General features: G+C 59.8%; 22 protein-coding genes and 1 pseudogene. 11 read left to right on the top strand and 12 right to left on the bottom strand.

Annotated elements, in window-relative coordinates; all coding sequences use genetic code 11:
• Positions 1-6: 6 nt before the first annotated feature.
• Entirely contained in the window at positions 7-189 is a 183-nt protein-coding gene (locus AACY44_RS02845) for a hypothetical protein (protein WP_339415674.1), read from the bottom strand.
• A 332-nt stretch (positions 190-521) separates the two neighbouring features.
• Here AACY44_RS02845 and azu point away from each other — a divergent pair, with 332 nt between their 5' ends.
• The gene (gene azu, locus AACY44_RS02840) at positions 522-968 is read left to right on the top strand and encodes an azurin (RefSeq protein ID WP_010213586.1); all 447 of its coding nucleotides are present in this window, start codon (positions 522-524) and stop codon (positions 966-968) included.
• A 194-nt stretch (positions 969-1,162) separates the two neighbouring features.
• On the opposite strand, the gene nadE is transcribed toward azu, so the two are convergent.
• The 3 genes from nadE to AACY44_RS02825 all read right to left on the bottom strand — a co-directional run bounded on the left by nadE (position 1,163) and on the right by AACY44_RS02825 (position 4,233).
• Positions 1,163-1,990: an ammonia-dependent NAD(+) synthetase gene (gene nadE / locus AACY44_RS02835; protein ID WP_339427244.1), complete on the bottom strand. Its 828-nt coding sequence runs from the start codon at positions 1,988-1,990 to the stop codon at positions 1,163-1,165.
• Between the two features lie 3 nt (positions 1,991-1,993).
• Positions 1,994-3,208, bottom strand: coding sequence for a nicotinate phosphoribosyltransferase (gene pncB / locus AACY44_RS02830; protein ID WP_339427243.1), 1,215 nt, complete (start codon positions 3,206-3,208; stop codon positions 1,994-1,996).
• Positions 3,209-3,342: 134 nt separating this feature from the next.
• The gene (locus tag AACY44_RS02825; RefSeq protein WP_339415677.1) at positions 3,343-4,233 is read right to left on the bottom strand and encodes a LysR family transcriptional regulator; all 891 of its coding nucleotides are present in this window, start codon (positions 4,231-4,233) and stop codon (positions 3,343-3,345) included.
• 155 nt (positions 4,234-4,388) lie between these two features.
• Here AACY44_RS02825 and amaB point away from each other — a divergent pair, with 155 nt between their 5' ends.
• The 8 genes from amaB (at position 4,389) to AACY44_RS02785 (ending at position 14,277) form a co-directional block, all read left to right on the top strand.
• Positions 4,389-5,879 (top strand): L-piperidine-6-carboxylate dehydrogenase, encoded by a 1,491-nt coding sequence (gene amaB, locus AACY44_RS02820; protein ID WP_339529768.1) that lies wholly within the window; start codon positions 4,389-4,391, stop codon positions 5,877-5,879.
• Between the two features lie 111 nt (positions 5,880-5,990).
• Positions 5,991-7,274, top strand: a complete 1,284-nt coding sequence (gene amaA / locus AACY44_RS02815; RefSeq protein ID WP_339415679.1) for an L-pipecolate oxidase — start codon at positions 5,991-5,993, stop codon at positions 7,272-7,274.
• Between the two features lie 374 nt (positions 7,275-7,648).
• Positions 7,649-8,785: a branched-chain amino acid ABC transporter substrate-binding protein gene (locus tag AACY44_RS02810; RefSeq protein WP_339415680.1), complete on the top strand. Its 1,137-nt coding sequence runs from the start codon at positions 7,649-7,651 to the stop codon at positions 8,783-8,785.
• A 217-nt stretch (positions 8,786-9,002) separates the two neighbouring features.
• Complete coding sequence (locus tag AACY44_RS02805) at positions 9,003-9,917, top strand: ABC transporter permease subunit (RefSeq protein ID WP_048727385.1); 915 nt, start codon at positions 9,003-9,005, stop codon at positions 9,915-9,917.
• 2 nt (positions 9,918-9,919) lie between these two features.
• Entirely contained in the window at positions 9,920-11,197 is a 1,278-nt protein-coding gene (livM, locus tag AACY44_RS02800; protein WP_339415683.1) for a high-affinity branched-chain amino acid ABC transporter permease LivM, read from the top strand.
• Positions 11,194-12,069, top strand: a complete 876-nt coding sequence (locus AACY44_RS02795; protein WP_339415684.1) for an ABC transporter ATP-binding protein — start codon at positions 11,194-11,196, stop codon at positions 12,067-12,069. The genes livM and AACY44_RS02795 overlap by 4 nt, the downstream gene beginning before the upstream one ends.
• Positions 12,066-12,782, top strand: a complete 717-nt coding sequence (locus AACY44_RS02790) for an ABC transporter ATP-binding protein (RefSeq protein WP_339415685.1) — start codon at positions 12,066-12,068, stop codon at positions 12,780-12,782. The genes AACY44_RS02795 and AACY44_RS02790 overlap by 4 nt, the downstream gene beginning before the upstream one ends.
• A 730-nt stretch (positions 12,783-13,512) precedes the next feature.
• Entirely contained in the window at positions 13,513-14,277 is a 765-nt protein-coding gene (locus AACY44_RS02785) for an SDR family oxidoreductase (RefSeq protein WP_339415687.1), read from the top strand.
• A 117-nt stretch (positions 14,278-14,394) separates the two neighbouring features.
• Here AACY44_RS02785 and AACY44_RS02780 read toward each other — a convergent pair whose 3' ends face one another.
• The 5 genes from AACY44_RS02780 to ureE all read right to left on the bottom strand — a co-directional run bounded on the left by AACY44_RS02780 (position 14,395) and on the right by ureE (position 18,023).
• A complete protein-coding gene (locus AACY44_RS02780; RefSeq protein WP_339415689.1) occupies positions 14,395-15,504 on the bottom strand; it encodes an AGE family epimerase/isomerase in 1,110 nt (369 codons plus the stop codon).
• A gap of 125 nt (positions 15,505-15,629) precedes the next feature.
• Positions 15,630-16,202 carry a HupE/UreJ family protein gene (locus AACY44_RS02775; RefSeq protein ID WP_339415691.1) on the bottom strand — a complete coding sequence of 191 codons (573 nt, stop codon included), beginning with the start codon at positions 16,200-16,202 and terminating at the stop codon, positions 15,630-15,632.
• Between the two features lie 22 nt (positions 16,203-16,224).
• Complete coding sequence (ureG, locus tag AACY44_RS02770; RefSeq protein ID WP_065874333.1) at positions 16,225-16,839, bottom strand: urease accessory protein UreG; 615 nt, start codon at positions 16,837-16,839, stop codon at positions 16,225-16,227.
• 12 nt (positions 16,840-16,851) lie between these two features.
• A complete protein-coding gene (locus AACY44_RS02765) occupies positions 16,852-17,526 on the bottom strand; it encodes an urease accessory protein UreF (RefSeq protein ID WP_339415692.1) in 675 nt (224 codons plus the stop codon).
• On the bottom strand, positions 17,523-18,023 hold the full coding sequence (gene ureE / locus AACY44_RS02760) for an urease accessory protein UreE (protein ID WP_049710268.1): 501 nt from the start codon (positions 18,021-18,023) through the stop codon (positions 17,523-17,525). The genes AACY44_RS02765 and ureE overlap by 4 nt, the downstream gene beginning before the upstream one ends.
• 277 nt (positions 18,024-18,300) lie before the next feature.
• Between ureE and AACY44_RS02755 the strand changes: the two genes are divergently transcribed.
• Complete coding sequence (locus tag AACY44_RS02755) at positions 18,301-18,798, top strand: C40 family peptidase (protein WP_339415693.1); 498 nt, start codon at positions 18,301-18,303, stop codon at positions 18,796-18,798.
• A gap of 5 nt (positions 18,799-18,803) precedes the next feature.
• On the opposite strand, the gene AACY44_RS02750 is transcribed toward AACY44_RS02755, so the two are convergent.
• Positions 18,804-19,436 carry a TetR family transcriptional regulator gene (locus AACY44_RS02750; protein ID WP_307387336.1) on the bottom strand — a complete coding sequence of 211 codons (633 nt, stop codon included), beginning with the start codon at positions 19,434-19,436 and terminating at the stop codon, positions 18,804-18,806.
• A gap of 151 nt (positions 19,437-19,587) precedes the next feature.
• Positions 19,588-19,989, bottom strand: coding sequence for a hypothetical protein (locus tag AACY44_RS02745; RefSeq protein ID WP_339415700.1), 402 nt, complete (start codon positions 19,987-19,989; stop codon positions 19,588-19,590).
• Between the two features lie 359 nt (positions 19,990-20,348).
• Here AACY44_RS02745 and AACY44_RS02740 point away from each other — a divergent pair, with 359 nt between their 5' ends.
• The gene (locus AACY44_RS02740) at positions 20,349-22,418 is read left to right on the top strand and encodes an AsmA family protein (protein WP_339435822.1); all 2,070 of its coding nucleotides are present in this window, start codon (positions 20,349-20,351) and stop codon (positions 22,416-22,418) included.
• Positions 22,419-22,504: 86 nt separating this feature from the next.
• Here AACY44_RS02740 and AACY44_RS27620 read toward each other — a convergent pair.
• Positions 22,505-22,939, bottom strand: a pseudogene (locus tag AACY44_RS27620) (methyl-accepting chemotaxis protein); the annotation flags it as partial.
• Positions 22,940-22,976: the final 37 nt, after the last annotated feature.

The following is a 22,976-nucleotide window of genomic DNA, read 5'->3' as shown; positions in this document are numbered from 1 at the left end:
AGGAAATTATTCAGCCGGATCTTTCGGTGTTTCCGTTTCGTCTACTGCCACTTCACCTTCCGCATCCGGGCTCAGTGCGCCCGCTTCTTCGTCAGCAGCGGCTTTCTTGCGTTGCAGTTTTTCCTCTTTCTTCTGTTCCTTGGCCAAGTCTCTCTGACGTTTGGCGAAGGAGTAATTAGGTTTGGCCATGGGCGATCCTCTAGGGTCGAAGGTGAGGGTGGGCGGCGGGCAGCTGCCTTGGGTCGCTATGGTAGCAGCTTAGCAGCGCGCTTGTGCCTCACTTACCGCAGGCGTAGGCAGCCAGCAGGCCGTTGAACAGTTGGTTGAGGTGCATGGCGTAGGCTCCAGGGGGGAATGAGCCGATCATAAGCAGGTGCCGGTACTTTGGCTGGTAGATTGTGTTGATAGGTCTGATAGCCTAAAGTTGTATACAATCTGTTGATTCAGATCATAAGCATTTCGGCCTGCTTCAGGCACCCTAGTCGCAATACGCGTTTTTAAACCCTGCCTTGGAGATTCACATGTTTGCCAAACTCGTTGCTGTTTCCCTGCTCACTCTGGCGAGCGGCCAGTTGCTTGCTGCAGAGTGCAAGGTCACCGTCGACTCCACTGACCAAATGTCCTTCAACACCAAAGCCATCGAAATCGACAAGAGCTGCAAGACCTTCACCGTCGAGCTGACTCACTCCGGCAACCTGCCGAAAAACGTCATGGGCCACAACTGGGTGCTGACCAGCGCCGCCAACATGCAGCCAGTCGCCACTGACGGCATGGCCGCCGGCATCGACAAAGACTACCTCAAGCCAGGCGATGACCGCATCATCGCCCACACCAAGATCATCGGTGCTGGCGAGAAAGACTCGGTAACCTTCGACGTGTCGAAGCTGGCCGCCGGTACTGATTACGCGTTCTTCTGCTCGTTCCCAGGCCACATCTCGATGATGAAAGGTACTGTGACCGTTAAGTAAGCCGACTCCGGTCGAAAAAAAGCGCCCCGAAGGGCGCTTTTTTGTGGGCGGTCAGTTGAACCGAGTCATCGTTCATCGCAGGCAAGCCAGCTCCCACATTCAACCGCATTTTCATGCTGGAACCCGGTCAACTGTGGGAGCTGGCTTGCCTGCGATAGCGGTCTGACAGTCAACACAAGCCTATCTGGCTCACCTCACGGCGCAAACGGCATCACCCGTTTGTGCTCAGTCTTGCGATACGTCTCACAGATAATCCGGAACGCTTCCTCACGCACCGGCTCGCCGTGCAGGAATGCATCTATCTCGGTGTAGGTCACGCCATGTGACGCTTCGTCCGGCTTGCCCGGCGACAGGTCTTCCAGGTCCGCCGTCGGCACTTTCTCCACCAACGATTCCGGCGCACCAAAGTGCCGTGCAATTGCGCGCACCTGGTTCTTCACCAGCCCGCTCAATGGCGCCAGATCGCACGCGCCATCACCAAACTTGGTGAAAAAGCCCATCACCGCTTCTGCTGCATGGTCGGTGCCAATCACCAGGCCCCCGGCCGCGCCGGCGATGGTGTACTGCGCCACCATGCGCATGCGCGCCTTGGTGTTGCCCAGCACGAAATCGCGGGATACGGCAGCCTTGCCTTCAAACGCCGCCACTTCATTGGCCAGGGCTTTCACTGCCGGGCCGATGTTCACGGTGTGGCGCTCGTCCGGTTCGATAAAGTCCACCGAGGCCTGGGCGTCGATTTCATCGAACTGGGTTTCGTAGGGCAGGCGCACGGCGATAAAACGGTAGGCGTCATCACCGGTGCTGGCGCGCAGTTCCTGCATCGCGCGTTGGGCCAACAGGCCGGCGGTCAGGGAGTCGACGCCACCGCTGATGCCCAGCACCAACGCTTTGAGCCCGGCATTGCGCAGGCAGTTCTGGATAAAGGTCACGCGCCGGGAGATTTCGGCCTCGAGGGCGGCCTGGTCTTTGAACGGCGCTTGGACCTTGAGCTGTTCAGCAATCTCACGCTGTACGGCTTGCATGATTCACTCCTTGCTAGAGATGGCAGGTACTTTGAAAACATGACGCAAGTAGGCGACAAAATTCGGGTCGGTGCAGTGGGTCTTGCCCGCTTCATCGGAGATCTTCGCGACGGGCTGGCCATTGCAGGCGGTCATTTTAAGCACGATGCTCATCGGCTCGACACCTGGAATATCGCAGGTCAGGTTGGTACCAATGCCAAAGCTCACATTGATCCGACCCCGCAGTGCGCGGAATATCTCCAGGGCCTTGGGCAGCGACAGGCTGTCGGAGAACACCAGGGTCTTGCTCATCGGCTCGATGCCCAGCTTATGGTAATGGGCGATGGCTTTTTCCGCCCATTGCACCGGGTCGCCGGAGTCATGGCGCAGGCCGTCGAACAACTTGGCGAAGTACAAATCGAAGTCGCCGAGGAACGCGTCGGTGGTGATGCAATCGGTCAGGGCAATGCCCAGCAGCCCACGGTATTCGCGGACCCAGCAATCGAGTGCGGCGATCTGGCTGTCGATCAGGCGTGGGCCGAGTTGCTGGTGCGCCATGATCCATTCGTGCGCCATGGTGCCCAGCGGCTTCATATCGAATTCACGGGCCAGGTGCACGTTGCTGGTGCCGACAAAACGCCCGGGGAAATCGTGCTTGAGCACACTGACCACTTCCTCCTGCACGCGGTACGAGAAGCGCCGGCGCGTGCCGAAGTCGGCCACTTGCAGTTCCGACAGCTCATCGCTGCTGGCATTCGCCGTCAGCCAGTCGAATTTGCGATACAACTGCTCGCGGGCCTGTTCGATGATCACGGTCTGGTAGCGGTAGCGGTTACGCACCTCGCTGACGATGGCCAGCATTGGCACCTCAAACAGGATCACATGCAGCCACGGCCCACGCAGGCGGATGAACAACTCGCCGTTCTCGATGCCGGTTTGCACGTAGCGCAGGTTGAAACGGAACAGGCCGAGGAAGCGCAAAAAATCCGGCTTCATGAAGCTGATGCGTTCCAGGAAACCCAGCTGGTCCGGGCTCAGGCTCAGTTCGGCGAGGCGTTCGATCTGGTAGCGGATCTCCGCCAGGTACGGGCGCAGGTCTTCGCTGTTTCGGCAACGAAACTCCCATTCAACTTCCACGTTGGGGTAGTTGTGCAGCACCGCCTGCATCATGGTCAGCTTGTAGAAGTCGGTGTCGAGCAAGTTCTGCACGATGCGATCGGCAAACACACTCTCGCTCATAGCGGGAATCTCCAGACGGGTCGGCAATGGGCGCCGACCTTTACGCACAATTAGGGAAGAGGGCTAGTGGCGCATAGACCTGTGTTGTTTTGCCAGTGATTTTTTCGGTAAGGCCACTGGCGCCATCGCAGGCGCTATAGCACCTGCTCCATCATCCACTTCACAAACTCACGCACCTTGGGCACTTCCGCCGAATGTTCGGGGTAGGCCAAGTAATACGCATCCTGGCTCGGCAGCGCATGCTGCCAGGGGATCACCAGCTTGCCTTCGGCCAACTCTTCTTCCACCAGAAAGCGCGGCAACAACGCCACGCCACAGCCCACCTGCGCTGCACGAATACACATATAGAACGTGTCGAATCGTGGCCCGTGGTAACTGTGCTCTGTCTGATAGCCCTGGCTGGCGAACCAGTCATGCCAGCCCTGCGGCCGTGAGGCGTTTTGCAGCAGGACCAGATCGCTGAGTTGCGTGGGATCGGTGAACGGCTGCGCGGGCAGGCTTTCCGGTGCACAGACAGGTACAAGCTCTTCGCTGAACAGCTTCAGGCTCTCGGTGCCGGGGCGTGAGCCCTGGCCAAAGTAGAAGGCCATGTCGGCCTTGCCTTGCAAAAGCTCGTCCGGCGCCTGCTCATTACACAGGTCTAGATGGATCTGCGGGTGACGCAGCCGCCATCCCTTGAGGCGCGGTACCAGCCAGCGCGCGCCGAAGGTGTAGGGCGTAGACACCCGCAACACTTCGGTCTCGCCGCCGTAGGAACGCAGGTAGTGGGTGGACATCTCCACCTGCGTGAGGATCTTGCGCACTTCCACCAGGTACAGGTCGCCCGCTGGCGTCATCTGCAAGCGGCGGCGCACCCGGCGAAACAGCAGGTGTTGTAACAACTCTTCCAACTGCGCCACCTGCTTACTCACCGCGCTCTGCGTGAGGTTCAGTTCCTCGGCGGCGCGGGTGAAACTCAGGTGGCGGGTGGCGGCTTCGAAGCACTGCAAGGCAGTGATCGAGGGCAAATGTCTTTTATTGAGCACGGCACGCCTCTTTTTATTCTTTGCATGAATAAACGGAATGATATCTCGCCTAATCGTCGTTTGTTGGCACGTCTTGGGCCAGCTACAAATAAGCTCTGGATCGCCGTGTCTGTCGGCGGCGCTATTTTCTGTTTTGAACATTGAAGGAGTGACCCATGGTTGCCGCATTGCTTGATCGTCTCGGGGTAAACCCGGCGCTGTACCAGTCTGGGAAACAACCCGTGCATTCGCCGATCGATGGCAGCCGTATCGGCAGCGTGAACTGGGAAGGCGCCGCCGAGGTAGAGCAACAGGTCAGTCGCGCTGAGCATGCATTCCAGGCCTGGCGCAACGTGCCCGCACCGCGCCGCGGCGAACTGGTGCGTCAGTTCGGTGATGTGTTGCGCGAGTACAAGGCCGATCTCGGCGAACTGGTGTCCTGGGAAGCCGGCAAGATCACCCAGGAAGGCCTGGGCGAAGTGCAGGAAATGATCGACATCTGTGACTTCGCCGTCGGCCTGTCGCGCCAGCTGTACGGTTTGACGATCGCCTCCGAACGCCCGGGCCACCATATGCGTGAAACCTGGCACCCACTGGGCGTGGTCGGCGTGATCAGCGCCTTCAACTTCCCGGTCGCCGTGTGGGCGTGGAACACCACCCTGGCGCTGGTGTGTGGCAACGCGGTGATCTGGAAACCCTCGGAAAAGACCCCGCTTACCGCCTTGGCCTGCCAGGCGCTGTTCGAGCGTGTGCTGAAGAAATTCGACGGCGCTCCCGAGTACCTCAGCCAAGTGATCATCGGCGGCCGCGACGCCGGCGCCGTTCTGGTGGATGACCCGCGCGTCGGGTTGATCAGCGCCACCGGCAGCACCCGCATGGGCCGCGAAGTGGCACCGAAAGTCGCCGCACGTTTTGCCCGCAGCATCCTGGAGCTGGGCGGCAACAATGCAATGATCCTCGGCCCAAGCGCCGACCTGGACATGGCCGTGCGCGCCATCCTGTTCAGCGCCGTCGGCACCGCCGGTCAGCGTTGCACCACGCTGCGCCGACTGATCGCCCACGAATCGGTGAAGCAGGAAATCGTCACCCGCCTCAAGGCCGCCTATTCCAAGGTGCGCATCGGCCACCCGCTGGAAGGCAACCTGATCGGCCCACTGATCGACAAACACGGCTTCGAGAACATGCAGGATGCCCTGGAGCAAGCCTTGAGCGAAGGCGGCAAGGTGTTCGGCGGCAAGCGCCAACTGCAAGACACATTCCCTAACGCCTACTACGTGTCGCCGGCCATCGTCGAAATGCCCGAGCAAAGCGACGTGGTGTGCACTGAAACGTTTGCGCCGATTCTTTACGTGATTGGCTACACCGATTTCGCTGAAGCCCTGCGTCTGAACAACGCCGTGCCGCAAGGTTTGTCGTCATGCATCTTCACTACCGATGTGCGCGAAGCCGAGCAGTTCATGTCGGCCGTGGGCAGTGACTGCGGCATCGCCAACGTCAACATCGGCCCGAGCGGCGCGGAAATCGGCGGTGCGTTTGGCGGTGAGAAAGAGACGGGCGGTGGGCGTGAATCGGGCTCGGATGCGTGGCGCGGGTATATGCGGCGGCAGACCAATACGGTGAATTACTCGCTGGAGCTGCCATTGGCCCAGGGTATTACCTTCGACTGATCTCTCAGTCGGAGTGAGGTCAAAATGTGGGAGCTGGCTTGCCTGCTCCCACAGTTGATTGGGTTTACAACCCTGAAATGGTTGTTTGTTAGGTCTCATCGGAGTCTGGCAATGGCACTGCGCGAAACATGTTTGTGGGAACACCTCACCCCTGGCAGGCCGGATCGCGTCGCGCTCAAGGGCGAGGTCAACGTGGATGTGTGCGTGATCGGCGCCGGGATCACAGGGCTGTCGGCGGCCGTTCACTTGCTGGAGCAGGGTAAAAGCGTTGCCGTGCTGGAAGCCCACCGCACCGGCCATGGCGGCTCGGGGCGTAACGTCGGGCTGGTCAACGCCGGCCTGTGGATCCCGCCGGACGAGATCGAAGCCGGTTTCGGCGAGGCGGTGGGCAGCCAGCTTAACCGCATGCTGGGCGCGGCGCCGTCGCTGGTGTTCAGCCTGATCGACACATACAACATCGATTGCCAATTGCGCCGCGAGGGCACGTTGCACATGGCGCACAACGCCCGTGGCGAAGCGGATTTGCGCAGTCGTGAAGAACAATGGAAGCGCCGGGGCGCGCCGGTGGAATTGCTCACCGGCCAGGCATGCGAGCAAGCCACTGGCACTCAGAAAATCGCGGCAGCCTTGCTGGATCGGCGCGCCGGCACCTTGAATCCAATGGCTTACACCAGTGGTTTGGCGAATGCGGCTGTCGGCCTAGGCGGACAGTTGTTCGACCATTCCCCGGTCACCCAACTCGAGCGCCAAGGTGCGCACTGGTCGGTGCAGACGGCCCAAGGCTCAGTGCAGGCTGGACAGGTGGTCATCGCCTCAAATGCCTATACCGAAGGCGAATGGACCGAACTGCGGCGCAATTTCTTCCCCGGTTACTACTACCAGGTCGCGTCGGTCCCGCTGACGGGGGACGCCGCCCAGCAAATCCTTCCCGGCGGCCAAGGCTCGTGGGATACGCGCCAAGTGCTGAGCAGCATTCGCCGCGATGCCGATGGCCGCCTGTTGCTCGGTAGCCTGGGCAACGGAAACCAGAAACCGGCTTGGTTCCTCGAGGCGTGGGCCGATCGGGTGCAGCGGCATTACTTCCCGTACCTCAAATCGGTGCAGTGGGACTATACCTGGACCGGCTGCATTGCCTTCACACCGGACCACTTGATGCGCCTATTCGAACCCGCCCCTGGCCTGGTGGCAGTAACGGGCTATAACGGACGCGGCGTGACCACCGGCAGCGTGGTCGGCAAAGCGTTTGCCGACTACTTGTGTCACCAGAATCCACAGGCATTGCCGATTCCCTTCGCGCCCATGCAACCGCTGGCCGGGGTCGGTCTGCGCAGCTGTCTTTATGAGGCCGGTTTTTCGCTGTATCACGCAGGCCAATGTCTGAGGATCGTGATCTGATCAGCGAAGTACCGCTCAAAAGCCTGCATTTTCTTAGTCGGCTACTAATCTGTATTGGTGCAAGTCGTAGCAGTCACGCACTGTAAATGTGCAGTTCCGTTACGTCATTTGTTACAGCTGTAGGAACTGTCGTTTATCGGGTTGGTTGCAGGTGCGACCTGCCGAGGTTGTACTTTTTCGATCCGCTGGTTGCACCTTGTGATGCTAGACGGTTGCACGTCCTTGCGAATGGCGCTGAAACACCTGCAATAACAATGACACCGTGTCTTTTTGAAGAATAAAAACGTAGTGGCACGCGCCTTGCTCTGAGCTTTCAGTGAAAAGTTTGAACGCAAGTTGTCGTGCCAAAAATCAAAAATATCGGAGCACTACTCATGTCCCAGACGTTTTACAAGAAAGGTTTCCTGGCCCTCGCCGTTGCAGCGGCGCTGGGTGTTTCTACGTTTGTTCAAGCTGATGTGAAGATTGGCGTTGCGGGGCCGATGACTGGCGCCAACGCCTCATTCGGTGAGCAGTACATGAAGGGTGCCCAAGCGGCAGCCGATGCGATCAACAAGGCCGGCGGCATTAACGGTGAACAGATCAAGCTGGTTGCCGGCGACGATGCCTGCGAACCCAAGCAGGCCGTAGCCGTCGCCAACCGGCTGGTCGACCAGGACAAAGTGATCGGCGTGGTCGGGCACTTCTGCTCGTCGAACACCATCCCGGCGTCCGAGGTGTATAACGACGCGGGCGTGATCGCCATCACCCCAGGTTCCACCAACCCACAAGTGACCGAGCGCGGCATGAGCGCAATGTTCCGTATGTGCGGGCGTGACGACCAGCAAGGCATCGTCGCCGGCGATTACATCGTCGACGTGCTCAAGGGCAAGAAAATTGCCGTGATCAATGACAAGGACACCTACGGCAAAGGCCTGGCTGACGCCACTGCTGCCCAGTTGACCAAGCGCGGCGTCAAGCCGGTGCTGGAAGAAGGCCTGACCCGTGGCGAGAAAGACTTCAGTGCGCTGGTCACCAAAATCCGTTCTACCGGCGCTGATGTCGTGTACTTCGGCGGCCTGCACCCGGAAGCCGGTCCGCTGGTTCGCCAACTGCGTGAAGCCGGCCTGAAAGATGTGAAGTTCATGTCCGATGACGGCGTAGTGACCGACGAATTGGTCACCACCGCAGGCGGCAAGCAATACGTGGACGGCGTCTACATGACCTTTGGCGCCGACCCGCGCCTGTTGCCCGAAAGCAAGGCCGTGGTGGAAGAGTTCCGCAAAGCCGGCTACGAGCCTGAAGGCTACACCCTGTACGCCTACGCTTCGCTCCAGGCCCTGGCCGCCGGCTTCAACGGCGCCAAGTCCGACAAAGGCGAAGACGCCGCCAAGTGGCTCAAGGCCAACCCTGTGAAAACCGTGATGGGCGAGAAGACCTGGGACGCCAAGGGCGACCTGAAAGTCTCCGACTATGTGGTTTACCAGTGGGACAAGGAAGGTAAATACCACCAGTTGGAAAAGCAGAAGTAAGGCTAGTCAGCACCTAACCAATGTGGGAGCGGGCTCGCTCGCGAAAGCGGTCTGTCAGGTAGCAAATGTGCTGACTGATACACCGCATTCGCGAGCAAGTCGAAGCGTCGAACCGCCGCTTCCACAGGGGAGTGGTGTCGTGATCGATATCTGTCTTTTCCTCCAGAAGCGCCGCACACCCACCGGTGTGCAGGTGCTCACCGCGTGAGATTGCGTTATGGATGGTATTTTCCTGCAGCAACTGGTCAATGGCCTGACCCTCGGGTCGGTCTATGGCCTGATCGCCATCGGCTACACAATGGTCTATGGCATCATTGGCATGATCAACTTCGCCCACGGCGAGGTTTATATGATTTCCGCTTACCTCGCGGCGATCAGTCTGGCACTGCTGGCTTACTTCGGCATCGAATCCTTTCCGCTGCTCATTCTTGGCACCTTGGTCTTCACCGTCGTCGTCACCGGCGTTTACGGTTGGGTCATCGAGCGTGTCGCCTACAAACCGCTGCGTAACTCCACCCGCCTGGCACCGCTGATCAGCGCCATCGGGATCTCCCTGATCCTGCAGAACTACGCGCAGATCGCACAGGGCGCCAAGCAACAAGGTATTCCAACCTTGCTGGCAGGCGCCTGGCGTGTCGACATCGGCACCGGGTTCGTGCAGCTCACGTACACCAAGGTGTTCATTCTCGTGGCGGCGTTTGCCGGGATGGCGTTGCTGACCTACATCATCAAGTACACCAAGCTCGGCCGCATGTGCCGCGCGACCCAGCAAGACCGCAAGATGGCCTCGATCCTCGGCATCAACACCGACCGGGTGATCTCCTATGTGTTCGTCATCGGTGCCGCCATGGCGGCCCTGGCCGGCGTGCTGATCACCCTCAACTACGGCACCTTCGATTTCTATGCCGGCTTCATCATCGGCATCAAGGCGTTTACCGCAGCGGTACTCGGCGGCATCGGCTCCCTGCCAGGGGCGATGTTGGGCGGGATTATCCTGGGTATCTCCGAGTCGCTGTTCTCGGGGTTGATCAACTCTGACTACAAAGACGTGTTCAGTTTCTCCCTGCTGGTGGTGATTCTGATTTTCCGTCCTCAGGGCCTGCTTGGTCGCCCACTCGTGGCTAAGGTGTAAACATGTCTGCTGCCAAACCAATCGATATCAAGAAAAGTGTGGTCGATGCAGTCCTTGCCGGGCTGATTTCGCTGATCATCTTCGGGCCCATCGTCGGTGTTGTCCTCGATGGCTACAGCTTCAACCTGGAACCGGCCCGCGTCGGCGTGATGGTCGCGATTGTAATGCTCGGCCGGTTCGCCATGAGCCTGTTCCTGCAAACGCCCAAGGGTATAAGAATCCTGCAGGGATTAGAGAGCAGCGGCTCCGGCGTGCACGTGCAGAAACCGGACTATAAATCGCGGCTGCGCTGGATCATTCCGGCACTGATCGTGATCGCCATCGTGTTCCCGATCTTCGCCAACAAGTACCTGCTGACCGTGGTGATCCTCGGGCTGATCTACGTGTTGCTCGGGTTGGGCTTGAACATCGTGGTAGGCCTGGCTGGCTTGCTCGACTTGGGCTACGTGGCGTTCTACGCCATCGGTGCCTACGGCCTGGCGCTGGGTTATCAATACCTGGGCCTGGGTTTCTGGACGGTGCTGCCACTGGCGGCCATCGCGGCGGCGCTGGCGGGGTGCATCCTCGGGTTTCCGGTATTACGAATGCACGGTGACTACCTGGCTATCGTGACCCTGGGCTTCGGTGAGATCATCCGCTTGGTGCTTAACAACTGGCTGTCGTTTACCGGCGGTCCGAATGGCATGCCCGTGCCGTCACCGACCTTCATGGGGTTGGAGTTCGTGCGCAAGGCCAAGGATGGTGGGGTGCCCTTTCATGAGTTTTTCGGCATCGATTACAGCCCTAATTTCAAGTTCATTTTTATCTACATCGTGTTGTTCATCGTGGTGATGCTGGTGCTGTACATCAAGCATCGTCTGACCCGCATGCCGGTCGGCCGTGCCTGGGAAGCGCTGCGCGAAGATGAAATCGCCTGCCGCTCCATGGGCCTGAACCACGTACTGGTCAAGCTCTCGGCGTTCACCATCGGCGCGTCTACCGCGGGCCTGGCCGGGGTGTTCTTTGCCAGCTACCAGGGCTTCGTCAACCCGTCGTCATTTACCTTCTTTGAGTCGGCGTTGATTTTGGCCATCGTGGTCTTGGGTGGCATGGGTTCGACGGTCGGCGTGGTGATTGCGGCCTTCGTATTGACCGTCGCGCCTGAACTGCTGCGCAGCTTCTCCGAATACCGCGTGCTGCTGTTTGGCGTGTTGATGGTGGTGATGATGATCTGGCGACCACGCGGCCTGATGCGGATCAGCCGTTCCGGTGTGACGCCACGTAAGGGGGTAGCGCCATGAGCAAGGAAGTCGTCCTCCAGGTGGAACACCTGATGATGCACTTCGGTGGCATCAAGGCTTTGAGTGATGTGAGCCTCAAGGTCGAACGCAACTCGATCTTCGCCCTGATCGGCCCCAACGGCGCAGGCAAGACCACGGTGTTCAATTGCCTCACCGGCTTCTACAAAGCCAGCGGCGGCAAGATTGAACTCAATGTGCGTGGCAAGCAGACAAACGTGATCCAACTGCTCGGGGAGCGCTTCAAAGCCGTCGACTTTGTCTCGCCGAAGAGCTTCCTCAGTCGGGTCTACTACAAGATGTTCGGCGGCACCCATCTGGTGAACCGTGCTGGCCTGGCGCGAACCTTCCAGAACATTCGCCTTTTCAAGGAAATGTCGGTGGTGGAAAATCTGCTGGTCGCCCAGCACATGTGGGTCAACCGCAGCATGCTCGCCGGTATTCTCAACACCAAGGGCTACCGCAAAGCCGAAAGCGATGCCCTTGACCACGCCTTCTACTGGCTGGAGGTGGTGGACCTGGTGGACTGTGCCAATCGCCTGGCCGGCGAACTCTCCTACGGCCAGCAGCGCCGCCTGGAGATCGCACGTGCCATGTGCACGCGGCCGCAGATCATCTGCCTCGACGAACCGGCAGCAGGCCTCAACCCCCAGGAAACCGAAGCCCTCAGCGCGATGATTCGCCTGCTGCGCGACGAACACGACCTCACGGTAGTGCTGATCGAACACGACATGGGCATGGTGATGAGTATTTCCGACCACATCGTGGTGCTGGATCACGGCAACGTGATCGCCGAAGGCGGGCCGGAAGCGATCCGAAACGACCCGAAAGTGATTGCCGCCTACCTGGGCGCCGACGAAGAGGAGCTGGTATGAGCGGACCTATCCTCGAAATGAAGGACCTGGACGTGTACTACGGTCCGATCCAGGCCCTCAAAAAAGTCTCGCTGCATATCAACGAAGGCGAAACCGTCAGCCTGATCGGCTCCAACGGCGCGGGCAAGTCCACGCTGCTGATGTCGATCTTTGGCCAGCCACGGGCCGAGTCGGGGCAGATCCTCTACAACGGCGTCGACATTACCCACAAGTCATCGCACTACATCGCCTCCAACGGCATTGCGCAGTCGCCGGAAGGGCGGCGGGTGTTCCCCGACATGACCGTCGAGGAAAACCTGCTGATGGGCACCATCCCGATTGGCGACAAGTTCGCGCAGGAAGACATGCAGCGCATGTTCGAGCTGTTCCCACGTCTCAAGGAGCGGCGCAACCAGCGCGCTATGACCATGTCGGGTGGCGAACAGCAAATGCTCGCCATCGCCCGCGCGTTGATGAGCCGCCCAAAGTTGTTGCTGCTGGACGAGCCAAGCCTGGGGCTGGCGCCGATTGTGGTGAAGCAGATCTTCTCGACCCTGCGCGAGTTGGCGGCGACCGGGATGACTATTTTCCTGGTGGAGCAGAACGCCAACCATGCGTTGCGTCTGTCGGATCGGGCGTATGTGATGGTTAACGGTGAGATTCGCCTGACGGGTACTGGTAAGGAATTGTTGGAAAACGAGGAAGTGCGCAACGCCTACCTCGGCGGGCACTAATCTAAATAACGACGCAGCACCCACTGTGGGAGCCCACATAAAAGCGGCTCCCGCAGTCTTTTTAGTGCTATCCACAGACGGTTCTGGAAATTGTGGAAAACAAATCCAGCCGCCCTCTAAAGCGCGACATATAGCCGCCACAAATCCCTGTTTTGTCACAGTTTTGACTTGTCCCCACCCACTGTGGAACCGGCTGTGGGTAACGTGGTAGTAGCTGGCTGAAAGCCTTTAAAACCGTGACTTGCAGCGAGTCGCTTGTTTTTTGATCAGCGGCTTTTTCTCAACCGCCCGAGGGCTTTGTCAACCTGTTTATAGACACAGGTATATGACCGAAATATGTCCCGCCAGCCTGTGGATAAGTCTGTGACTAAACTCTGGAAAGACGGCCGCAGAGGCCGGAATGACTGGCCTGGAGCCATCGTTCTGCTTTCCGGCCTGTCGGTGGGTCTACATACGCCCCGTCTAAGGTCAAGCAAAAAACTTTCTAAACCCCCTTGTAACCCTTGTGTATAGAGGCCTGGGGCTTTTTGCACTTGCCCCCAAAGACTGTGGGCGCAGTTGTGGATAACCTGCGCGTATATGGCTGCAAGCCACGGTTCATGAGGCTTTGCGCGCAATGGTTAAAAAGTGATCAGTCGCGCATGAAGTTATGCGCTTAGCGGTTGCCGCCACTGCGGCGTCAGGGCATTCTGCTGGCTGATTTTTTCCCGATGCCCGCAAGGAGAACACCATGTCCGACACGCTGTTTATTACTGGCGCAACCTCAGGTTTCGGCGAAGCCTGTGCTCGTCGTTTTGCAGACGCCGGCTGGAAACTGGTGCTGACTGGCCGGCGTGCCGACCGCCTGAATGCGCTGGTCGAAGAGCTTTCAAAGCAGACCGAAGTGCATGGCCTGGTGGTGGACGTGCGTGACCGCAAGGGCATGGAAGACGCCATCGCCAACCTGCCGCCGTCGTTCGCCAAGCTGCGCGGGCTGATCAACAACGCCGGCCTGGCCGTGGGCACTGACCCGGCGCCCAAGTGCAGCCTCGACGATTGGGAAACCATGGTCGACACCAACATCAAGGGCTTGTTGACCACCACCAGCCTGCTGCTGCCGCGCCTGATCGCGCATGGCCGTGGCGCCGGGATCATCAACCTGGGCTCCATCGCCGGCAGCTACCCGTACCCAGGCAGCCATGTGTATGGCGGCTCCAAGGCGTTTGTTAAGCAGTTCTCGTTGAACCTGCGTTGCGACCTGCAAGGTACCGGCGTGCGCGTGACCAACATCGAGCCCGGCCTGTGCGAGAGCGAGTTTTCGTTGGTGCGCTTTGGTGGTGACCAGGCGCGGTATGACGCGACTTATGCTGGTGCCGAGCCGATTCAGCCGCAGGATATTGCTGACACGATTTTTTGGGTCATGAATACGCCGGCGCATGTGAATATCAACCGGTTGGAGTTGATGCCGGTGAGCCAGACTTGGGCTGGGTTTGCGATTGAGCGCGGGGCCAAGTAAAGCTCTAGATAGCGCCGCCTGCTTTGCGAGCAAGCCCGCTCTCACATTCGCCTGCATTCCAAAGGTAGGACGCGGTCAAATGTCGGAGCGGGCTTGCTCGCGAAGAGGCCCTGAAAGTCAGGCCAGATACCGGGTCAGACCCTGATAGCACGTTGCCAAATGATAAGGCGTAGTCGACGGCATATCCCGTCGACTCACGACGCCCTCGGCATCCAGGCATTCATTCCAACCCTTCTCATGCAGAAAATGCTGTTGCAGCGCCAGCAATTGGCGCTGTAGCACCGCTTCGCTGTCCGGCCGCAAGGTCAGTGCCCGCAGGTATTCGGCCTGGGCCCAGATACGTTGGGTGCCGTCACGCATCGTGCCGTCCAGCGCCAGCATGCCGCTGACTGCGCCGCTGACGTTATCCACACCCTGTTGCTCGGCGTAGGCGAAAGCCCGGGTCAGCGACGCATGCAGCGGCGTACCGCGCAGTACATCTGAAGATTCCAGCAAGAAGAACCACTCGAACTGGTGTCCCGGTTCGAACCAGTTATCCACAGCGCCCAGCGGTTTTTCCATCATCACGCCGTGCTGGCGGTCGATGAAACGCTGTTGCATGGCTGTCGCCAGTGCCAGCAGGGCTGCCTGCACGTGGGCATCTTCACGCACCGCGAGGGTGGCGAGGAAACCTTCGGCCAAGTGCATCAACGGGTTTTGCAGCGGGCCGGATTTAAGCGATGACCAGTTGCGCTCCAGCACGGCTTCATACAGGCCGTCGCCTGTGGAAAACCGCTCGGCGACCACTTCCAGGGCCGCATTGAGCACCGATTCCACCAGCGGCGCACGCACCTTGGCCCAGTAATGGGCGCAGGCGAAGATGATGAAGGCGTGGGTGTACAGGTCTTTGCGCTTATCGAGCGGCTGGCCGGTGGGATCGATGCTGTAGAACCAGCCACCGTGCTCGGCGTCGTGGAAGTGCTGTTGCAGCGAACGGAACAGAACAGCTGCGCGCTCCTCGGCGAAGGCTGCGCCAGGCTCGTCGATCAGACTGGCAAACAGGTACAGCTGCCGCGCGCAGGCCATGGCGCGGTAGCGTTGTGGGGGCAGCGGCCGGTGATCGGCATCCAGCGCCTCATAGGGCAGCGCCAGCTCGGCGTTCCAGCCCGGGCCTTGCCAGAGCGGGACGATCAGGCTGTGGAAGTGCGTGAGCACGGTGTTCAAGGAGGGTTGGGAAGCGCTGGGCATTGGCTGGCGTCGTCACGGCAGGGGTGTAGGCGCGCATGGTAGCAGAGGGGCAGTTGTAAGTTGTGAGCTACAAGCTGCAAGTTGGCGCAAATCGGCGTCTACTTGCAGCTTGTAGCTTGCGGCTTTTAACTGGCAAGCAACCAAACCCCAGTCGCCGCCGACGCCGCCCCCGCAACCCGTACCAACGGCGCCGCAGCCGCCGGCAGGAAACGCACTACCGCATAACCCGCCGCGTGCAACACTGCCGTTGCGCCCACAAACCCAGCCGCATACGCCCAAGGGTTGGACATGTCCGGCAGCTCCAATCCGTGCGCTACGCCGTGGAACAGCGCGAACAATGCTGTCGCCCCCACCGCCACAAACAACGGCAGCCGCACCGCCAGCGCCACCGCCAGGCCCAGGGCCAGCACCGATGCAGCAATCCCGCTTTCCAGCGCTGGCAGTGCCAAGCCTTCAAAACCCAGCACGCCGCCAATCAGCATGGTGCCCACGAAGGTGCACGGCAATGCCCAGCGGGCGGCGCCTTTTTGTTGGGCGGCCCACAAACCGACGGCCACCATGGCCAACAAGTGGTCAATGCCACCCAAGGGATGGCTGATGCCGGCCACCAGGCCGTTGTCGCCGTGGCCCGGGTGAGCGAAGGCGAGGGCAGGGGCCAGCAGCAGGGCGGCGGCGGTGAAGAGTTTCTTGAGGCTCATAAACAGGCTCCTTGAGGGTTGGTCAGGCGGCGGTCAGCAGGCCTTGGCGTTCGATAAAGGCGACGATGTCATCCAGGCCGACACCGGTTTTCTGGTTGCTGAACACAAAGGGTTTACCGTTGCGCATGCGCTGGGTGTCGCTGTTCATCAGCTCCAGCGAGGCGCCCACCAGCGGTGCCAGGTCGATCTTGTTGATCACCAGCAGGTCGGATTTGCAAATACCAGGCCCGCCCTTGCGTGGCAGCTTGTCGCCGGCAGACACATCGATCACATAGATGGTCAGGTCCGACAGCTCGGGGCTGAAGGTGGCCGAAAGGTTGTCGCCGCCGGACTCCACCAGGATCAGGTCCAGGCCGGGGAAACGGCGGTTGAGCTGATCCACGGCTTCGAGGTTGATCGAGGCGTCTTCACGGATCGCCGTGTGCGGGCAGCCGCCGGTTTCCACGCCGATAATGCGCTCCGGCGCCAGGGCTTGGTTACGCACCAGGAAATCGGCGTCTTCGCGGGTATAGATGTCGTTGGTGACCACTGCCAGGTTGTAGCGATCACGCAGCGCAAGGCACAGCGCCAGGGTCAGGGCCGTCTTGCCGGAGCCCACCGGGCCGCCGATGCCAACACGTAAAGGTTGTGAGTTCATGTCTGTGTTCTCCTAGGAACGGAACAGGCGGCTGTACTGGCGCTCGTGGGCCATGCACGCCAGGGACAGGCCGAAAGCGGCGCTGCCGAAATGGGTAGGGTCGATGCGGCTGGCGTCCTGCTGGGCTTGTTGCAGCAGCGGCAGCAGTTCGCTGGTCAGGCGCTGGGCGGCTTGCTGGCCGAGGGGCAGGGTTTTCATCAGCACGGCCAATTGGTTTTCCAGCCAGCTCCACAACCACGCCGCCAGGGCATCAGCGGGGCTGATGCTCCAGGCGCGAGCGGCCAGGGCCCAGCCCAGGGCCAGATGCGGCTCGGCGCACCGCTCAAGAAATGCGCGGGCGGCGTCGTCCAGTTCCGGCAAGCCGCTGAGTAATTGCTGCAGCGAGTAGCCCATCTGCCGGCTCTCCTGATACAGCTCGCGGGTCTCGCGGCTGGCGCGATGCTCATCACACCATTGCGCCAGGCGCGGCCAATCCTCATCAAAGGCCGCTTGGCAATGTGCGAGCAGCAACGGTGCTTCGAAACGCGCAAGGTTGAGCAGCAACTGATCGCTGATCCAGCGTCGTGCAGTGGCCGCATCATTGACACGACCGTTCTCCACCGCCATTTCCAGGCCCTGGGAATAGCTGTAGCCGCCAATCGGCAATTGCGGACTGGCCAGACGCAACAGCGCCCAGGCTGGGTTCATAGACGCACGCCGAACTGATGCAGCTTGGGTGGGTAGTTGAAATCTTCATCGCCATGGCGCGAGTGATGGTGGCCGCCGCCGTAAGCACCGTGCTCCGGCTGGAAGGGCGCTTCAATGGTTTCGGTCTGCGCACCCAGCTGTTCGAGCATGGCCTTGAGCACGTAGTCGTCTAGCAGGCGCAACCAGCCGTCCCCTACCTGCAACGCCACATGGCGGTTACCCAGGTGATACGCCGCGCGAGTCAGTTCAAATGCGCTGCTGCAGGTGACGTGCAGCAGATGTTCAGGTCGGGCGCATACGCGTACGACGCGTCCGTCTTCAGCCTGTAGGAATTCGCCATCGTGCAGCGGCGGCTGGCCGCGCTCCAGGAAAAGGCCAACGTCTTCACCGTCGGCACTGAAACAGCGCAGGCGACTTTTGCTGCGTGCTTCGAAATTCAGCAGCAACTCGGCGGCCCAGAGGGCTTGAGGGGCTATTCGGCGGTGGATCACCAGCATCAGGAAGCTTCCAGCTATGAGCGATAGCACAGCTAGAGCAAGGGCCTTGCCAATGTCGATAGAGAGTAGGAATTGCCTGTAGGCAAGGGCGGTAGCGCCACTAAATGGAGCGAGGAAGGATTCTCTGCGTGCGCCAAAGTGGTGCGCGATTTTACTGATTGCACGCGCGATGGGCGTTTTCAGATTTTCCCTACAGGGCATGAGGATTCGGCATTCATCCGGTTACCTGCGAGATCATTAGTCTGTGCGCCGTGTTTACTCCACTGCGACGTTCATCATGTTCAAGTCATTTTGTTGCCTGGTTATTGTCAGTCTGTCTTTCGCCCTTTCATCGGCTTCGGCCAACCTGAAAGGCCATCCCCCTTTCAGCGCTTCACACAAAAAAGCGACTATCGACGATGTGGTCGACCGCGCCCACGAACTGCTGGGTACGCCTTACAAATGGGGTGGCACCTCGGCAGAGCAGGGCTTCGATTGCAGCAGCCTGCTGGTGTATCTGTTCAAGACTCAAGCCAACATCCGAATACCGCGCACCACAACGGCAATGCAACGTTCGACGGCTGCGACGGTCAAGCGCAACGCGCTCCAGCCCGGCGACGCGGTGTTTTTCAGAGGAAACGGAAGCGGCCAGGTCAGCCATGTGGGCCTTTATATAGGCGAGGGTAAATTTATCCATTCACCGCGCAGCGGCAAAAACATCCGTATCGATTCACTGAGCAACCGCTATTGGAACAAGCACTACACCATGGCCAAGCGTTTCCATTCGGCAGGCTGATTGCGTTATTCGGTGCTGCCCAGGCCTTGCCAGTGCTTCAAACCGATAAAGATAAAGCGCAATTGTTGTGTGATTTTCGCCTGCGGCGTGAGGTGGGCGGGCAGGGCTTGGGCTGGCGGGTCGATGATGTCGGGAAGGGTGGCGAACACACTTTTGACGATCAGGTCGGCCATCACGTGCAAGCCTTCGGCGTCCAGGTGCTGCAGTTTGGGCATGAAGGTGAGGTCAGCCGCCAGGTCGCGAGTGATGTCTTCGCGCAACGCCGCGATGGCTTGGCGCACGGCCAGGCAGCCGCCGTATTGCTCGCGGGCCAGGAACAGGAATTGCGAACGGTTGGCCGAAACCACATCGAGAAAGATCCGCACGGAGGCATCGATAATGCCGCCCATCACGAATTCGTTGTGGCGCACCAGGCGGATCGTAGCGCGAAAGGTCTGGCCGACCTCACTCACCAACACAAGCCCAAGCTGGTCCATATCGGCAAAGTGGCGATAAAAACCGGTGGGCACGATGCCAGCTGTCTTCGCCACTTCGCGCAGGCTCAGGCTGCCAAACCCACGGCCACATTCCATCAGATGGCGGGCTGCGTCCATCAAGGCGAGGCGGGTCTGTTGCTTCTGTTCGGCGCGGGGCAGCATGGGCGGGCAGACTTTGTTGGCAAGTACAGCGACGCACTCTAGCAAAACAGCTTTGCCGGCGTCGAACTTGGCGCGGGAAGTACGTGACGCGATCTACAGGAAAGCAAAAGCCCGATCGACAGATCGGGCTTTTTTCTGGGCCACCACAGGGTCAGCTCTGTGCTTGATGCAGTTCTTGCAAACGGTCAGCACCGCCTTCAACCAGGCCTTTCTGTTCCAGGCGATCACGGCCACCTTCGGCGACAGCATTACGTTCCAGCAGGCGATCAGCACCACCTTCAACCAGGCCTTTCTCTTCCAGGCGGTCGCGGCCGTTTTCGGTCAGGCCTTCGGTGTAAGCGCGTTTGTTGGCTTGCTCCGAACCATTTTCAGCAACAGCGCCTTTGGCGTAGTCACGGTTCTCTTCTTCTTGCGAGCCGCTGCGAGCGACGGTCTGGCTGAAATGAACGGCATCGGCTTTGACTTGTGGGGTGGCCTGTTCAACGGCTGGCAGGGCAAAGGCACTGGAAGCCAGGATGGATAACAGGACGGTAGCGAGTACTTGGCGTTTCATGATGGGTTGCTCCTTGGGAGGGCGATAAACTGGGTACAGGGCTAATGCTACTCTCGATAAGTCGATATAAAAGTTCATAAACGCAATGGTAATAATCAACAGAATTGATTGTTCTGAGCGGAGGCTCTAGGCCGGGCCTCTCAAGCCCGCGGTTTTGCACCGGTGTGGGTATTTTCGACACGCCCGTGGGTAACAATGGTGCGCTGTCGTAGGTGGATTCTGTCGAAGTGGTCAGAAATTGATGTTTTTCCCGGCAAGTGACCGATTGGGTTAAACCCCCAGACGGTTTGCCAGTCGTAGTCGTATAAGCTGTCCATAAAGGCTGTGAACCAGCCAGTCGTATTCAGGAGTCCCGTGCAATGACGCGCACTCGTAAAATCGTCGCTTGGAGCTGCGCCAGCGTCGTTCTGTTAATTGCCGGGGTGGTATTGGTTCTGGTGTTCTTTGACTGGAACCGCATCAAGCCGCCCCTCAATGCCAAGGTTTCCGAAGAGCTGCATCGACCTTTTGCCATCAACGGCAACCTCGCGGTGGTGTGGGCACGTGAGCCCGATGAAGGTGGTTGGCGCGCCTGGGTGCCGTGGCCCCATGTGATTGCCGAAGACCTGACCCTGGGCAACCCCGACTGGTCGAAAACCCCGCAGATGGTCACGCTTAAAAAGGTCGAACTGCGCATTTCGCCGCTGGCGTTGCTGGTGCAGCGCGTGGTGATCCCGCGCATTGACCTCACTGAGCCGAGTGCGCAATTGCAGCGCCTGGCCGACGGCCGCGCCAACTGGACCTTCAAGTTCGACCCTAAGGACCCGAACGCCGAACCCTCCAACTGGGTGGTGGACATTGGCGCCATCGGCTTCGACAAGGGCCACGTGACCCTCGACGACCAGACCCTCAAGACCCAGCTGGATGTCATCATCGACCCGCTGGGCAAACCCGTGCCCTTTGGTGAAATCGTCGGCGACGCCGATGCCAAGAAGGCTTTGGAAAAGGGCTCGGCGCCGCAGGACTATGCGTTCGGCCTCAAGGTCAAAGGCCAGTACCACGGCCAGAAACTCGACGGCACCGGAAAGATCGGCGGCCTGCTGGCGTTGCAAGACGCGGCCAAGCCGTTTCCTTTGCAGGCTCAAGTCAAGATTGCGGACACCAGCATCGCCCTGGCCGGCACCCTCACGGATCCGCTGAATCTGGGGGCCCTGGACCTGCGCCTGAAACTCGCAGGTTCCAGCCTGGGCAACCTCTACCCACTGACCGGCGTGACCTTGCCGGATTCGCCGGCCTATTCCACCGATGGCCATCTGATCGCCAAGCTGCACGAAGCCAACGGCGCGTCGTTCCGCTACGAAAACTTCAACGGCAAGATCGGTAACAGCGATATTCACGGCAGCCTTGGCTACGTTGCCAGCCAGCCGCGCCCCAAACTCAGCGGCGCGTTGGTGTCCAACCAACTGCTGATGACCGACCTCGCCCCCCTGATCGGCGCCGACTCGAATGCCAAGCAAAAAGCCCGTGGCGGCGATAGCAAACAACCCGCGACCAAAGTGCTGCCGGTGGAAGAGTTCCGCACTGAGCGCTGGCGTGTCATGGATGCCGATGTGGCGTTCACCGGCAAGCGCATCGTGCACAGTGCCGATCTACCCTTCACCGACCTCTACACCCATTTGGTGCTCAATGACGGCGAACTGAGCCTGGAGCCCCTGCGTTTCGGCGTGGCCGGCGGCAAGCTGGATGCACAGATTCGCCTGAACGGGCGCACCGCACCGATGGAAGGTCGTGCCAAACTGACTGCGCGTAACTTCAAGCTCAAGCAGCTGTTCCCGACATTCGAACCGATGAAAACCAGCTTTGGTGAACTCAACGGCGACGCCGAGATTTCCGGTCGCGGCAACTCCGTGGCGGCATTGCTGGGCACCTCCAACGGTGACCTGAAGATGCTGATCAACGACGGCGCCATCAGCCGGGGCCTGATGGAAATCGCCGGGCTCAACGTGGGCAACTACGTGGTGGGCCGATTGTTTGGCGACAAGGAAGTGAAGATCAATTGCGCCGCGGCGGACTTCGGCATCAAGACTGGCCTGGCGACGACGCGGTTGTTTGTGTTTGATACCGAGAACGCCATTATCTATATCGATGGCACGGCGAACATGGCCACGGAGCAACTGGACTTGACCATCAACCCCGAATCGAAAGGTTTTCGACTGTTCTCCCTGCGTTCACCGCTGTACGTCAACGGGCCGTTTATCAAGCCGAATGCCGGTGTGAAAGCCATTCCTCTGGCGCTGCGTGGCGCGGGCATGGTGGCGCTGGGTGTGATCGCGGGGCCTGCGGCCGGTTTGCTGGCACTGATCGCACCCAGCGCCGACGCGCCTAACCAGTGCGCACCTTTGCTGCAACAGATGCGCGAAGGCAAAGCACCGAAAACAGTCAAAGGGTGATTGCTGAAAATCACCCGCTTGCCCATTAATCAAACGATGTGTCGCAACAGCGCTAGCGAACATTCTGCGCCAGCGCTGTTGCGACCCTAGGCAACCTGGGTCGCAAACCTGCCCACCGCATCGACCACTCGTTTGGCGCCATCCTGAATCTCAACAATGACGTGGCCAGCCTGGGTGGCGAGTTCAAGGCCTTGCTCTGCTTGGGATTTGCTGTTTGCCATCTCGGCGACGGTCTCATCCACCAGCTTCTGGTTCTGCAAGACAACCGATGCAATTTCTTCGGTAGCCGTGCTGGTGCGCCCAGCCAATTGCCGAACTTCATCCGCCACGACCGCAAAACCGCGCCCCTGCTCACCTGCGCGCGCAGCTTCAATCGCAGCGTTCAATGCCAGCAAGTTGGTTTGCTGGGCAATACTACTGATCGTCTGAATGATCGAGCTGATCAACAATGACTGCTTGCCGAGCGCTTCAACGCCGCCAGAGGCCGCCTGCATATCAACAGCGACTTTGCGCATGGTGTGCATCGTGTCGTTCACCACGACGGCGCCGCGCTGAGCC

Source organism: Pseudomonas sp. RA_15y_Pfl1_P11, assembly GCF_963970975.1.
In the GTDB taxonomy this organism is placed as follows: Bacteria; Pseudomonadota; Gammaproteobacteria; order Pseudomonadales; family Pseudomonadaceae; genus Aquipseudomonas; species Aquipseudomonas tritici.
Note: the sequence above shows the minus strand (reverse complement) of the source record. Positions and strands in the feature narration are given on the sequence as shown.